The 13,454-nt window shown below is 43.3% G+C and carries 15 protein-coding genes; 13 read left to right on the top strand and 2 right to left on the bottom strand.

Going from position 1 to position 13,454, the window contains the following annotated elements:
• Window positions 1-48 precede the first annotated feature (48 nt).
• Genes tyrR through VIA_RS16420 form a run of 4 tightly spaced genes read left to right on the top strand, consistent with a single transcriptional unit; the run spans window position 49 to window position 3,255 of the window.
• Entirely contained in the window at window positions 49-1,593 is a 1,545-nt protein-coding gene (tyrR, locus tag VIA_RS16435; RefSeq protein WP_004414327.1) for a transcriptional regulator TyrR, read from the top strand.
• Window position 1,594: 1 nt separating this feature from the next.
• Complete coding sequence (gene rimJ / locus VIA_RS16430; RefSeq protein ID WP_004414326.1) at window positions 1,595-2,173, top strand: ribosomal protein S5-alanine N-acetyltransferase; 579 nt, start codon at window positions 1,595-1,597, stop codon at window positions 2,171-2,173.
• 1 nt (window position 2,174) lies between these two features.
• Window positions 2,175-2,762, top strand: a complete 588-nt coding sequence (locus VIA_RS16425; RefSeq protein WP_004414325.1) for an HD domain-containing protein — start codon at window positions 2,175-2,177, stop codon at window positions 2,760-2,762.
• A 19-nt stretch (window positions 2,763-2,781) separates the two neighbouring features.
• Window positions 2,782-3,255 carry a DUF2947 domain-containing protein gene (locus VIA_RS16420; protein ID WP_004414324.1) on the top strand — a complete coding sequence of 158 codons (474 nt, stop codon included), beginning with the start codon at window positions 2,782-2,784 and terminating at the stop codon, window positions 3,253-3,255.
• Window positions 3,256-3,280: 25 nt separating this feature from the next.
• On the opposite strand, the gene VIA_RS22620 is transcribed toward VIA_RS16420, so the two are convergent.
• Window positions 3,281-3,502, bottom strand: a complete 222-nt coding sequence (locus VIA_RS22620) for a BLUF domain-containing protein (protein WP_160162472.1) — start codon at window positions 3,500-3,502, stop codon at window positions 3,281-3,283.
• A gap of 19 nt (window positions 3,503-3,521) precedes the next feature.
• Complete coding sequence (locus VIA_RS22615) at window positions 3,522-3,704, bottom strand: BLUF domain-containing protein (RefSeq protein ID WP_004414323.1); 183 nt, start codon at window positions 3,702-3,704, stop codon at window positions 3,522-3,524.
• A gap of 111 nt (window positions 3,705-3,815) precedes the next feature.
• Between VIA_RS22615 and VIA_RS16410 the strand changes: the two genes are divergently transcribed.
• The 9 genes from VIA_RS16410 to mepK all read left to right on the top strand — a co-directional run bounded on the left by VIA_RS16410 (window position 3,816) and on the right by mepK (window position 13,404).
• The gene (locus tag VIA_RS16410) at window positions 3,816-4,787 is read left to right on the top strand and encodes a GGDEF domain-containing protein (protein ID WP_004414322.1); all 972 of its coding nucleotides are present in this window, start codon (window positions 3,816-3,818) and stop codon (window positions 4,785-4,787) included.
• Between the two features lie 178 nt (window positions 4,788-4,965).
• Complete coding sequence (locus VIA_RS22440; RefSeq protein WP_004414321.1) at window positions 4,966-5,139, top strand: hypothetical protein; 174 nt, start codon at window positions 4,966-4,968, stop codon at window positions 5,137-5,139.
• A 200-nt stretch (window positions 5,140-5,339) separates the two neighbouring features.
• Window positions 5,340-5,936, top strand: a complete 597-nt coding sequence (locus VIA_RS16400) for a GTP cyclohydrolase II (protein ID WP_004417490.1) — start codon at window positions 5,340-5,342, stop codon at window positions 5,934-5,936.
• A 167-nt stretch (window positions 5,937-6,103) separates the two neighbouring features.
• Complete coding sequence (locus VIA_RS16395; RefSeq protein WP_004414319.1) at window positions 6,104-7,366, top strand: imelysin family protein; 1,263 nt, start codon at window positions 6,104-6,106, stop codon at window positions 7,364-7,366.
• 120 nt (window positions 7,367-7,486) lie between these two features.
• Complete coding sequence (locus tag VIA_RS16390) at window positions 7,487-8,881, top strand: di-heme oxidoreductase family protein (protein ID WP_004417492.1); 1,395 nt, start codon at window positions 7,487-7,489, stop codon at window positions 8,879-8,881.
• A gap of 8 nt (window positions 8,882-8,889) precedes the next feature.
• Window positions 8,890-9,921, top strand: a complete 1,032-nt coding sequence (locus tag VIA_RS16385; RefSeq protein WP_004414316.1) for an imelysin family protein — start codon at window positions 8,890-8,892, stop codon at window positions 9,919-9,921.
• Window positions 9,911-10,987, top strand: a complete 1,077-nt coding sequence (locus VIA_RS16380) for a DUF1513 domain-containing protein (protein ID WP_004414315.1) — start codon at window positions 9,911-9,913, stop codon at window positions 10,985-10,987. Before VIA_RS16385 ends, VIA_RS16380 begins: the two co-directional genes overlap by 11 nt.
• 105 nt (window positions 10,988-11,092) lie before the next feature.
• A complete protein-coding gene (locus VIA_RS16375) occupies window positions 11,093-12,646 on the top strand; it encodes a L,D-transpeptidase family protein (protein ID WP_004414313.1) in 1,554 nt (517 codons plus the stop codon).
• A gap of 215 nt (window positions 12,647-12,861) precedes the next feature.
• The gene (gene mepK / locus VIA_RS16370) at window positions 12,862-13,404 is read left to right on the top strand and encodes a peptidoglycan L,D-endopeptidase MepK (protein ID WP_004417493.1); all 543 of its coding nucleotides are present in this window, start codon (window positions 12,862-12,864) and stop codon (window positions 13,402-13,404) included.
• The last annotated feature ends 50 nt before the right edge of the window (window positions 13,405-13,454 follow it).

The following is a 13,454-nucleotide window of genomic DNA, read 5'->3' as shown; positions in this document are numbered from 1 at the left end:
GAGAAACTACTGTCAACTTTTCGTGACACCTAAGTTAGGAACTCATCTGTGCGCTTAGAAGTTTTCTGTGAGGACAGACTTGGTCTGACTCGTGAACTACTCGATATTCTTGCTTCCAAAAACCTTGATCTTCGCGGTATCGAAATCGATGTTACTGGGATTATTTACCTCAATTGTCCGGATATCGATTTTGATACCTTTAGCGAGCTCATGGCTGAGATTCGCCGCATTTCAGGTGTGAAAGATGTTCGAAAAATCCAATTTATGCCGATTGAGCGCCACAACAATGAGCTTATATCACTGCTAAATAACCTGCCTGAACCAGTTTTAGCGATTGATCTAAAAGGTCACGTTGATATGGCGAACCACGCAGCACTTTCACTGTTTGCCAGTGAAGAGAGCGAGATGATTGGTCACCAAATTACCACGCTACTGCCAAGCTTCAACTTTGCAAAATGGGCGGAAGGTAATATTACTCGCCAGCGTGAAGAGATTGTGATTCGTGGTTTAGATTACATGATGGAAATCATGCCAGTGTATATCACCAACGAAGCGAAGGAATCGGTGCTCGCCAGTACCGTGATGATCATTCGCTCAACGCAAGAAAAGCCATTGTTTGATGATTCGCTCCCACTACACAACAACTTAGGCTTTGAACATTTTGTTGGTGCTTCGAACCGACATAAAGCATTAATCAGTCAGGCGAAAAAGCTCTCTATGCTTGATCAACCGTTGTTGATTCAAGGTGAGACTGGAACAGGTAAAGAGATGCTTGCGCGAGCTTGTCACAGTCGCTCTCATCGCGCCGCAAATCCATTTTTAGTTTTAAGCTGTGCCTCGATGCCTGATGACGTTGCTGAGACAGAGTTATTTGGTCACGCGCCAGGTTCATTTAACCATGAGCAAGGGCACAAGGGCATTTTTGAGCAAGCTAACGGTGGCACGGTTTTCTTAGATGAAATCGGCGAAATGAGTCCGCACCTGCAAATTAAACTGCTGCGTCTACTTCAAGATGGTCGCTTCCGTCGAGTAGGCGAAGAGGATGAAATTCACGTTGATGTACGTGTGATCGCTTCAACTCGTCATCACTTGGCAGACCTTGCTGAATCAGGCACTTTCCGCGAAGACCTATTTTATCGTCTTAATGTACTGACCTTGCAGATTCCGCCACTGCGTGAGCGTTCAAACGATATCACTCCATTACTAGAGCTATTTATTGCCAAGTACGTTTCCCAGCTTGGTATCTCTAAACCTAGAATTGCGGATAGCCTTGTCGATCAACTTGTAAGTTATCAATGGCCTGGCAATATGCGCCAGTTGGAGAACATGGTTCTACGTGCGTTAACCGAACTGGAAAGTGAGGAATTGACCGCTGATTTATTCCACTTGCCTCAACTTGATACCGCGAGCGCTAATGGTCCGGCATTGAGCCTAGACGGTTCTCTCGACGAAATAATGAAAGAGTATGAGTCGCAAGTACTTGGTCGCTTATATCAGTCATTCCCATCAAGTCGTAAGTTGGCTAAGCGCTTGAACGTTTCGCACACTTCCGTGGCGAATAAGCTTCGTGAATACGGAATTCGTAAAAACTAGTATGAAAAGAGTAAGTACGCCTACCCAAGCTTATGAAGTAGATCAAGACATTGTTATCCGCACGGCTGAGCCGACGGATGGCAAGTTAATATCAGATTACTTTATAGCAAATCGAGCGCATTTGAAGCCTTGGGAACCAAAACGCGAAGACGCTTTTTATTCCGAATCAGGCTGGACGCAGCGCTTGATAAAGCTCAATGAGTTACATCGAATGGGGCTTGGGTACTACCTGATTATCTTGGATAAAGAAACCAACCAAATGCTTGGTACGGTTTCATTTAGCAACGTCTCTCGTTTTCCGTTTCATGCCTGCAACATGGGTTATTCGCTGGCTGATAGTGCCCAAGGTCGTGGCGTGATGACTCGAGCGGTGAAAATGGCGGTTAACTACATGTTCAAAATCCAAAATATGCACCGCATTATGGCTAGTTATATGCCTAGAAATACACGCAGTGAATTGGTGTTGGAACGTGTGGGGTTTAAAAAAGAAGGCTTTGCTGAAAAATACTTGTTGATTGACGGCCAGTGGGAAGACCACAATTTAACGTCACTAGTGAATCCAAACTGGGAGGATGCGTAAGATGGAAAGACTAGAGAAGCAACTAGCTCTGTTAATGGAGTTAGATCGCCTCAAGTCGGTGTTGCGCCGTACTCGGGTTAAAAGCGCAGAAAAACGTCTAGAGAACAGTGCAGAACATAGTTGGCACGTAGCGCTGATGGCGATTTTAATGGAAGAGTATGCAAACGAGCCTGTCGATACTGGGCGAGTGGTGAAAATGCTACTTCTCCATGACATTGTTGAAATAGACGCTGGTGACACTTTCGTTTATGACACCGCCGCATCGGCTAAGCAAGAAGAGAAAGAGCTCGAAGCGGCCAAGCGCCTTTTTGGTATGCTGCCCGAAGAGCAAGGCAAAGAGCTCTTTGAACTATGGTTAGAATTTGAATCAGCGGACAGTGCTGATGCCAAGTTTGCCAAAGCGCTCGATCGCATTATTCCTATGCTGTTGAATTACCATAATCAAGGTCAAAGTTGGCAGGAACATGGTGTGACAAGGGAGCAAGCGTTAACGGTGAACCAAAAAATTCAGCTTGGTTCTGAAACGTTGTGGGATAAAGCGAAACAAATTATTGAAGAGGCCACCAATAATGGTTGGCTAAAAGCATAGTGCTTTAAGAGGTTACTAAATGTCGTATTTAACTTTGGATGAATACCAAAGAAAATGGATTTTCACGCACCAATCGATGCCCGCTCCAGAGGAAGAGCTGAAAGCGATTAAACCGATGACTCAGGCTAGGTCGTCTCAGCTGTGGCAAGAGAACATTAGTGCACAGAGTCCAGATGTGGATCGTTTGAGCTCTTCAGATTGGCCAATGAACGAGTCCAATTGGAAGGAAACGATCGATTGGATGGCCGCGTGGGAGTCTGATGATGAAAGTTTACCTGAAGAAATACTCGCATTTATTGATTGGCAAGATGACGTAACCGTCTACTTTTGCTATGAAAAGTATAACGTTATTGAAACGAAATGGTCGACATTTAAGAGATGTTGGAAGAACTTTTTATTCTATGATGATGGTCCTATTCTGATAGGTCGCCGTCGTAACGAAGCGTTGTGGTTTGATGGTAACGGCAACGTAAGATTAGGTAGTAGAAAGTAAAAAAAGCAGGCTAAGCCTGCTTTTTTTAGACTACATTGACTATTTTACTCAGATGAACAAGAAACTTGTGAGCACTTGGGCCCGACATATTGTAGGGGTCGAAGCTCTTGTTTGATGAATACTTCAAATTTACTGGTGCCGTCATAGCAATCTCTGGTATGTACCCCATACTCCATTCGCCAAATTCTCTTTCTGATACTTCCCTATAATCGAGCAAGACAATTTTATTATGTCTTTGGTCGTTCAAGATTTGATGATAGATGTCATTAATTAACGCGCGAACGTGAACCTTCAAGACACTGTAAGAAATAGTTTTGATTAAAAAGAAGCAGTCCTGTTACGTCGACTGATTCATTATTTTTTTTGGCTTTGTTCAGCAAACCTTCGATGTCTATTGGTGTGATCCCTAGATTGACCGTACTAGCATAAACTAAACGAACTAGAAACATGTTATTCCCTCATAAAAAGTGACTAGCAAATCCAATTATATGACATGAATGGCATATTGGTGATCTTGGCCCTATACTTTATTTATTCAGTAACCAAGTTGGGGCTGACGGATGAAAGATAGAATACTGGACTCGGTTGTCGAGATTACTGAGCAGAGAAATTCGATTTCTTTAGGTCATTGTGTATTAGCAACGTTGACCGAAATGATGCCAGTTATCAATGCAAGCCTGACTTATTATATTGCAAATACAAAGGTAGTATTAGCCGAAGTTACATTGAACCGAGGCTCTGGAAGTTATCAATGGCAGTATGAAAACTCGGGTATGCGCACAAGCCAGCATGATCATGAGGCGGTTGAATGCGATATATATAAAACATGCAGAAACACCCATACCATTTGTTATCCGATTCCAATTTCTTCTGATTGCTCCGCTGAGCTTATTGTAGAAATGGATGGCGATATTGAGGAGTATCATTTACTGATAGATGGATTTGCGAAAATCTATAAAAACTACTTAGTTGTTTTGCATGAAAGTGAGCGTGATAAGTTAACCGGACTGCTTAACCGAAGGACATTAGAAGAGCGATTAACACGATGTTTTGACCTAGTCCCCGGTGACGTTGATGGTTTGAATATGTGGGTTGCGATCATCGATTTAGATCACTTTAAAAATATCAACGACACTTTCGGTCACATGATAGGTGATGAAGTACTGTTGTTGTTCGCGCAACAGATGCAAAACTATTTCTGCAACAACGAACAATTATTCCGCTTTGGTGGAGAAGAATTTGTCATCATCTTTCCTCCTCAGGAAAAGCAGCAAGTTTTAAACACGCTAGAGAATTTTCGCTCCTTAATAGAACAATACCGTTTTCCTCAGGTTAACAAGGTGACCTTCAGTTGCGGTTTATGTGTGATTTCTCGGACTCAGTACCTACCTACGATACTCGATCATGCAGACAAAGCGCTCTATTTCGCTAAAGAATCGGGGCGTAATCAAATACAGTGTTATGAGGATCTGTCTAAAGCAAGTTCACATTTAAATGATGATGATCTATTTGATGAGGCAGAGCTATTCTAAATGATCAAAATAGATCGTATAACTTCATGAATTGTAAAGAGTAAAACCACAACAAAAATGTGACTTTTAGCTCATAAATTGACGCTTTCTTTGCGTAAATACTGTAATTTGTTATCATTTATGAGAAGAATCAATCCAATGAGCAGTTTTAAGCAATCAACCGTCTTAGGGAAGAGCAGTGAACTTAAATATATCTCAATTACGTACAGACTTTTACGCACATATCAGTGCGTTTCAGGCTTATGCACTGCCTCAGACAAAACCGACGCTTTCATTTTTGAGTGAAGAAGAATTAAGAGAGCTAGAGACGTTATGGATTGAACACTCGGTGTGGAAACACCAGCAAGACTAACCCCTGCTGACTCACCTGATGATAGCCTCACAATATTATTGTGGGGTTTTTTATTGCCTCAATGTTAAAATGTTATATTATAACAATTGCTAACTAACCATTGAATTATGACGTAAGAGTCCCCATAGTTAGTTTCAAAGTGAGATCTTTTGATAAATCCCACACTAGATAAAAACATAGAGATTCAAGTGAGTAAAAATATGGCGGAAGTAAGAGCCAGAGTCGACTTCAAAGTAGGTGTAAACAGTAACATCGATGCGGAGCTACTTTCTTTTCATGGATTGAAAACAGAAAAAGAGCACGTGGCGGTAATATTTAAACAAGCCGATAAAAACCAAGAAGCGCCACTTGTCCGTATGCATTCAGAGTGCCTTACTGGTGATGTATTCCACTCATCACGCTGTGACTGCGGTGAGCAACTTGACGAAACGATCAATCGCATGGGCGAATCTGGCGGCATTATCTTGTACTTACGACAAGAAGGGCGCGGAATTGGTCTATACAATAAAATTGACGCTTATAAGCTTCAAAGCGAAGGAATGAATACCTACGAGGCGAACAACCATCTTGGTTTTGGAGATGATCTTCGTGATTTCACCGAAGCAGCACAGATGCTTAAAGCGTTAGGTGCAGAGCGAATTCGTTTGGTGACCAACAATCCGAAGAAGGTCAATGATCTGAAAGAATATGGCATTCAGATAGAAGAAGTAGTCAATACCTCTGCGCATGTTAAAGATGGCAACGAAGGTTATCTACAAGCCAAAGTCTCTCACGGTAAGCACAATCTAGATATCTAACATATTGAAAAGCCTATGTTGATAAAAGCCTCACTTTAGTGAGGCTTTTTTCGTTTCTGGGTTGCAAAAAAATTGTAAGTTTGTATTATTCGCATTAATAGTGCAAATGAGAATAATTAGCACTAACAATGTAGAATAATTATTAAGCTCAACAAGGATGCTTTTCAATGAATGTAAAAAACCTCTTGGCTCAATCTGTCGCCGCTTCACTTTTGATCGCTAGCGGTTCAGTTTTCGCAGCAAACGTAACAAAAGATCAAGTCGTAGAGCATTATGCGGATGTTGCTCACGCAGTATTTGCAGACTCTGTGACGACTGCTAAAGCGCTAGATGTTTCAATCGAAAACTTTCTAGCTAATCCAACTGCAGCTAAATTTGAACAAGTAAAGCAAGTATGGCTTGCTTCTCGCGTACCGTACCAACAGTCTGAAGTATTCCGTTTTGGTAACGCGGTTGTTGATGATTGGGAAGGTCAACTTAACGCTTGGCCACTGGATGAAGGCTTAATCGATTACGTTTCTGCTGATTACCAATATGAACTAGGTAATGAAGGCGCTAACGCAAATATCGTTGCAAACACAGAGCTGACTATTGGCGCATCTAAACTCGACGTTGCGAAAATTACGCCCCAACTTATTGCAGACTTAAACGAAGTAGGTGGTTCTGAAGCGAACGTTGCATCAGGCTACCACGCGATTGAATTCTTACTATGGGGCCAAGACTTAAACGGCACTAATGCTGGTGCTGGTCAACGTGCTTACACCGACTTTGTTGTTGGCGCAGAGTGTACCAATGGTCACTGTGATCGTCGTGGCGACTTCTTGAAAGCAGCAGCTGAGCTTCTTGTTCAAGATCTAGAGTGGATGGAAAACCAATGGTCTGCTGACGTGAAAGGTAACTACCGTGAAGAGCTACTAAACGATTCAGCAGATAATGGTCTACGTAAAATGCTATTTGGCATGGGTTCACTATCTCTAGGTGAGCTTGCAGGTGAGCGTATGAAAGTTGCTCTAGAAGCAAACTCAACTGAAGATGAGCATGACTGTTTCTCAGACAACACGCACAACTCGCATTACTACAATGAGCAGGGCATCTATAACGTATACACAGGTCTTTACAAGCGTGAAGATGGCACACTACTGTCAGGCCCAAGTATCCATGACCTTGTAAGCCAAAACGATAAGCAAGCCGCGCAAGAGATTCAAAAGCAGTTTGATATGACTCGTTCTCAGGTCGGTCAATTAGTGACTTCTGCAGAGAAGAACAATCAGTACTTCGACCAGTTAATCGCTGCGGGCAATACGCAAGGTAATGCTCTAGTCAATGACACAATCATGTCTCTAGTAGCGCAAACAGTACAAATTGAACGTGCTGCAAAAATTGTCGGTATCACTAGCCTGAATCCAGATACAGCAGACCATGAGTTCTAATTAATACTTAGATCAATAGAAAGGGCTCATTAGAGCCCTTTTGACGTTTATATACATTGTGCATTTGAGAATTATTCCCATTTAGTTTGTGCGGATATATCCGCTTAGTGAGCCATCGTAATGAAGTTGTACACGAAACCTGCCATCATCAGTCTGTTCTTACTCACAGTTTCTTCGTCAGTTGCCGCATATGACACCAAATCTGGCGGCGATACCTCAGTGAAAAAAGAAGGCCCTAACGCTTTTTCATTGCCTGCTGGCAACCTGCCCATGTCTAAAAGGCTGGATTTCAGCGTCGGAAACAGTTTTTTTCGAAATCCTTGGGTTCAAGCGCCTGCCTCTACCGATGCGCGTGATGGTCTAGGGCCGTTGTTTAATACTAATGGATGCCAAAATTGTCATATTAAAGATGGGCGTGGCCACCCGCCTGAAGAAAACGATCTGCATGCGGTGTCAATGCTAGTTAGGTTGAGTATTCCTGCGATGACGCCAGCGCAGAAAAAAGCGTTTATCAAGGATGGGGTTATTCCGGAGCCTACCTATGGTGGACAACTTCAAGACTTTGCTTTGCAAGATCAAAAGCCAGAAGGAACGATCAACATTACCTACCAAGAGGTTCCAATGACGTTTACCGATGGTACTGTGGTTAATCTACGTAAACCAAACTTAACGATCACCGATTTAGGCTATGGTGAGATGCACCCTGATACACAAATGTCAGCGCGCGTTGCACCACCAATGATTGGACTCGGTCTCTTAGAGAGCATCCCTGATGCAACATTGAAACAGTGGGCTGATGAAAATGATACCAACAATGATGGTATTTCGGGCAAGGTAAACGTGGTTTGGGATGTTCGTAAAGAAGACTTCGCAATTGGTCGCTTTGGTTGGAAAGCGGGGCAGCCCAATTTGATGCAGCAAAATGCAGCAGCATTCAATGGTGATGTTGGTTTAACCAGTAACCTGTTCCCCAATGAAAACTGTACTTCTAAGCAGTCAATTTGTGATGACATGCCAAATGGTGGTAATCCAGAGGTTAGCGACAACATCCTTGATTTTGTCGAGTTTTATTCGCAGCACCTTGCGGTTCCCATTCGTCGCAATGTTAACGATCCGCAAGTGAAGCAGGGCCAAGATCTGTTCGCGAAAGCGGGTTGTGAAAGTTGTCATAAGACCAGCATTAAAACAGCTAAGAGAGATAACCTACCTGCGCTATCGGAACAGGTTATTCACCCATACACAGATATGCTACTGCATGACATGGGACCTGGCTTAGCGGACAATCGTCCGGAGTATTTAGCTAATGGTCAAGAATGGCGTACTCCGCCACTTTGGGGCATTGGGTACACGCAAGAAGTGAACGGTCATACCTATTTCTTACATGATGGACGCGCTCGAAACTTGATGGAAGCTGTACTGTGGCACGGTGGTGAGGCAGAAGCAGCTAAGAGCAATGTCTTAAAATTCAGCAAGAAAGAAAGAGAAGCGCTGATCGCCTTCTTGAATTCGTTATAGGGTGAATGATGAATCTTAAACAAATGACTTTGAGTGCAGCGATAGTGGCACTGATGACCGGCTGCCAATCTTCCGATAGCGATACCATCAAACCAGAGATGACGAATCATTTCAGCCAAGGTGTTTATCAAGTTGAGTTTGCGTCTGCTCAGCAATTGAAAAATGAAGCTGAAAAGCTATCTCTAACTATGAAAGGTTATTGCTCAGCAAATCAAGAAATTGAGGCAGTTAAGAGCCAGTGGCAGCAAACTATGATGGCGTGGATGGCACTTCAAGGCCAAGAGCGTGGACCAGAATTAGCATTAGCTCAGAGCTGGAACATTCAATTTTGGCCGGACAAGAAAAATACCACTGGACGTAAGATGGGGGCATTGATCAAGCAGCCTAAATCATGGGGTGTTGAAGAAATATCACAGCAAAGCGTCACTGTTCAGGGGCTGGGCTCGATTGAATGGTTACTGTATGACAAAGCCTCCGATCTAAACACGAATCCAGTGACCTGTTCTACTGCTGAGTCGATTGCAGCTAACATTGCGCAGAATACTTCTAGTATTGCGCAGGCGTGGGCAACTAACCCTTGGGTAGAGCTAGACGAAAAACAATGGGATTCTGAATACATCGCTTTGCTTTCGAATCAGCTTGAATACAGCATGAAGAAAATGAGTCGTCCTTTGGCAAAGTTTGGACAACCTCGACCATACTTTGCTGAATCTTGGCGTTCTGAAACATCGATGATGAACCTCAAAGCTAATCTTGAAGCACTGCAGGCACTTTACTTTGCGAAAGGGAAAGGGCTTGATGCCACTCTTAGAGCAAAAGGAAAATCTTCTTTGGCGGATAGAATTGCTAATCAATTTTCGATGGCGATAGAAACTTGGCCAACCAATGAGAGCCTGTTTGAATTGTTGCAAACCAAGCGCGGCTATCAAACCGCCTATTCGCAATACAATAAGCTAGAGCAGCTTAAGTATCTGATTCACGAAGAAGTCGCGATAGAGCTTGGTGTGATTATAGGATTTAACGCAACTGATGGTGACTGATAATACAAGACGCTCATTACTAAAGGCCGCGTTGTTTGGCGCCGCGTATCCACTGGTGGGTTGCACAGTAACTTCTAAGCAAAGCTCAGCACCAGTACTTATCGGCTGTTCTATTTCCGGACGCGATCGCTTTAATGCGGTTGTCGCTGATTCGGCTGGAATGCCATTACGTCAGATTGCTTTACCAGAAAGGGGCCATGGTGTAGCCGCAAACGCAGCATTACATCACGCCGTTGCATTTGCGCGCAGACCGGGTACCTATTTTCAAGTGTTTGATTACCAAACTGGTGAGTCGATTAAGCTGAGAGTAGCAGATAAAAACCGCCACTATTATGGGCACGGAGTGTATTCCAATGATGGGCAGTGGTTGTATGCGACAGAAGGTGAGCGCGGCAGCAGTCGCGGCATCATTGGCGTCTATGATGTGGTCGCCGGTTATGAAAAAGTCGCGGAGTTTTCTCAGTTTGGTTTAGGCCCGCATGAAGTTATTGTTATGCCTGATGACACCTTAGCGATTGGTGTTGGCGGCGTTCATACCAATGGTCGAAAACCTCTAAACATCGCTACCATGCAACCGAGCTTAAGTTACCTTGACCCCAACGGTGAATTGATAGAACAAGTTGGACTGGCAGATAACAAATTGAGCATTAGGCATTTAGCGCATGATGGTTCTAAGACCGTGCTGTGTGGACAACAATATCGCGGAGAGCCTGATGAATACCCATCGCTATTGGCGATGCATACTTTGGGTGAAGCGTTATTGCCGCTAAAGGCTGAACCGGAGCAATGGGCAAGGTTCAATCATTATATTGCGAGCATTGCAGCGACGGACGAGTGGATATTAGCCACGTCTCCAAGAGGTAACTGTTATGGTATTTGGTCTAAGCATACCCAGCAATTAGTAGAACTTTCTCCTTTGCCTGATGCATCGGGCGTGGTTGTCCAAGGTGACGAATTTAGGGTCAGTTCTGGTGCTGGCAGTGTCATTAGTCAAGCTGCACCTGGTAATAAAGTGACGGCTCGATCTGGGGTTCAATGGGATAACCATTGGTCAGTGATAGGGTGAGGGGAGTGATTCTTACGTGTTAATGGAGTGATTCTCACAAACAAGCCGTTTTGTTTATCCATAACTCTGCCATACTGAAAGTTCAAGGAGCTAGAGGGTTCTCGAATGGCAAGATGGATTTGCAAACTGTTGGTGTTGAGTCTATTCACACCAGCAGTTTTCGGCGCGCAGTATTTTAATCAAATTGGGTGGCTTCCATCAGATAGCCCGCTATATGGTTTACTTCAATTCCCACAAGCGGTTGAGGAAGTTTATCGTGAAAATGATAACCAAATGGTGTGGTTTGATTTGCAGCAGGGAAGCAAGCTTGAGTTTCAATTAGAAGTCATCGATCATGCTGGCTTTAGCCCACTATTTTCTCGTCAATTAAGTTACCTGCAGTTTTATCGTAAAAGTAATCGCTGGCATGAGTATGATGTGTTAGCAACAGACACGCTTTTGCTTTATTTAAGCTATGCCGAATCAGCAAAAAACGATGGCAAATATTGGTTTTTTGAACAAAAGTTATCGACTCCATTACCACTGCCGCCCCAAAGTGCTCAGATCGCGCTTAAAAGAGGCATCTCGCAACAACATTTGGCTGAACTGATTGAGCGTTACACACCAGATTCTCAAGAGTATCAGTATCTTATTGATACTTATCTGCACATCATTAAGTTTGACAAACTAAACACACCACCTTATCGCCAAGTGGGAATCAAACGAGTAGGGGATCGATTAGAAAATCGTGATGTATTGATTCAACGCTTGTCCATTGTTGACGTCGATCTTATTGATGTGAGGAAAGACATTCGCTGGTTTGACCAAACGTTAAAAGTTGCCGTTAAGCAATTCCAAAATTTACATGGTTTGAAGCCTGACGGGATAATAGGCCCAGAGACTATCAAATGGATTAATCTGCCGATTGAAAAACGCTTGAGTACGTTAGCGATTAATGCCGAAAGAATTCGCTACTGGCCATCTCAGCGTGACACGATCATCGTAGTTAATGTGCCAAGCTTTCAAATGACCTACTGGTCTTCGGGCGAAGAAGTCTTTGAATCAAAAGTCGTGGTAGGAAAGATTGAGCGACCAACCCCTTTGATGCAAATTAGGCTCGACTCATTAATCTTGAACCCAACTTGGAATGTTCCATGGAAGATCATGGTTGAAGATATTATCCCTAAAGTCCAGCACGACAGAGCTTACCTAACAAAACAGAATATTAAAATCATACCCAAGTGGGGCTCAGATGAGATCATAAACCCAGAAACCATCGACTGGGACAACCTGAACCCTAGCTCATTTCCATATCGCATGACTCAAGAGTCAGGTAATAGCAACGCGCTTGGTTTATACAAATTCAACACACCGAATAGAAGGGCAATCTTTCTTCACGACACCCCGAGCAAAAGTCTATTTAGCCGCCAACAGCGAGCTTTCAGCTCAGGTTGTATTCGAGTCGAAAATGCAGATGTTTTTGCAAAGCGGTTGATTGAAGCACAAGGTGTTTCTCGTAGAGCAAAGCTTGATGAACCGCCAGGCCCAAATCAATCGATTCCATTAAAAAGTCGTGTGCCCGTACATATCATTTATCAAACGGCATGGTATGAGGAAGGAAGTGTCCACTATAGGGAAGATATTTACCGCCTAGACAAAGCCGTTTTCCCCCAAGGTTAATGTTTAAACAGATGCTAATTGATACTTTTCGTTGATTGGCATTTTTTTACAATTTTTCCTTAATCACTTTTTTACTAGTCTGTTCAATAAGTAAGCTTCTTATTATTGGCTTGGTGTCATTTTGTGCATAGTTTATGCATTTGAACTTCATGAAAGAGTTATGTAGTGTCGCGGTTTGACACATTTCTAGAACTTATTTGTGAAGGTAATTTATCGTGGCATTATCCCGACGAGAATTTATAAAGCTGGCCGGAAGTGGTTTGGTAGTTGCAGCTTGTACGCCAAGCATTGCACTTGCATCCTACCCAGATCAACCGCGTAGCCTCGCTTTGACTAACCTCCATACGCGAGAAGCATTAGAAACGTGTTATTTCGATGGTAGCAATTACGTAGACAGAGAGCTTGGTCGTTTGAACCACATTTGTCGCGATTTCCGTCGTAATGAAGTACATGCAATGGACAAACGTCTGTTTGACCATATCAGCAATATTCAAAAAGAACTTGGTGTTGAAGCTGAGGTGCAAATCATCTCCGGTTACCGTTCACCAGCAACCAACGAAGCGCTACGTGGCAAATCGAGTGGTGTGGCGAAAAAGAGTTACCACATGCTAGGGCAGGCGATCGACTTTCGCTTAGATGGGGTGAACCTTAAGCAAGTGCGCGATATCGCTCGTGAGCTAAAATTTGGTGGCGTTGGCTATTATCCAGGAAGCAACTTTATTCATATGGATACTGGGCCTGTACGTTACTGGGCTTAATTGCAAAACATACAGTTGTATGAGAGTTGTCAAAGTGGCGAGCAAGTGTC

It is taken from the genome of Vibrio orientalis CIP 102891 = ATCC 33934 (assembly GCF_000176235.1).
GTDB classification, from domain to species: domain Bacteria; phylum Pseudomonadota; class Gammaproteobacteria; order Enterobacterales; family Vibrionaceae; genus Vibrio; species Vibrio orientalis.
This window is presented reverse-complemented; position numbering and strand designations above follow the sequence as displayed.

Bases quoted from the DNA above. Each gene is read 5' to 3' on its own strand.
- rimJ (WP_004414326.1), top strand. From the start codon at position 1,595: ATGAAAAGAGTAAGTACGCCTACCCAAGCTTATGAAGTAGATCAAGAC.
- VIA_RS16425 (WP_004414325.1), top strand. From the start codon at position 2,175: ATGGAAAGACTAGAGAAGCAACTAGCTCTGTTAATGGAGTTAGATCGC.
- VIA_RS16420 (WP_004414324.1), top strand. From the start codon at position 2,782: ATGTCGTATTTAACTTTGGATGAATACCAAAGAAAATGGATTTTCACG.
- VIA_RS22615 (WP_004414323.1), bottom strand. From the start codon at position 3,704: ATGTTTCTAGTTCGTTTAGTTTATGCTAGTACGGTCAATCTAGGGATC.
- VIA_RS16410 (WP_004414322.1), top strand. From the start codon at position 3,816: ATGAAAGATAGAATACTGGACTCGGTTGTCGAGATTACTGAGCAGAGA.
- VIA_RS16400 (WP_004417490.1), top strand. From the start codon at position 5,340: ATGGCGGAAGTAAGAGCCAGAGTCGACTTCAAAGTAGGTGTAAACAGT.
- VIA_RS16395 (WP_004414319.1), top strand. From the start codon at position 6,104: ATGAATGTAAAAAACCTCTTGGCTCAATCTGTCGCCGCTTCACTTTTG.
- VIA_RS16390 (WP_004417492.1), top strand. From the start codon at position 7,487: ATGAAGTTGTACACGAAACCTGCCATCATCAGTCTGTTCTTACTCACA.
- VIA_RS16385 (WP_004414316.1), top strand. From the start codon at position 8,890: ATGAATCTTAAACAAATGACTTTGAGTGCAGCGATAGTGGCACTGATG.
- VIA_RS16380 (WP_004414315.1), top strand. From the start codon at position 9,911: ATGGTGACTGATAATACAAGACGCTCATTACTAAAGGCCGCGTTGTTT.
- VIA_RS16375 (WP_004414313.1), top strand. From the start codon at position 11,093: ATGGCAAGATGGATTTGCAAACTGTTGGTGTTGAGTCTATTCACACCA.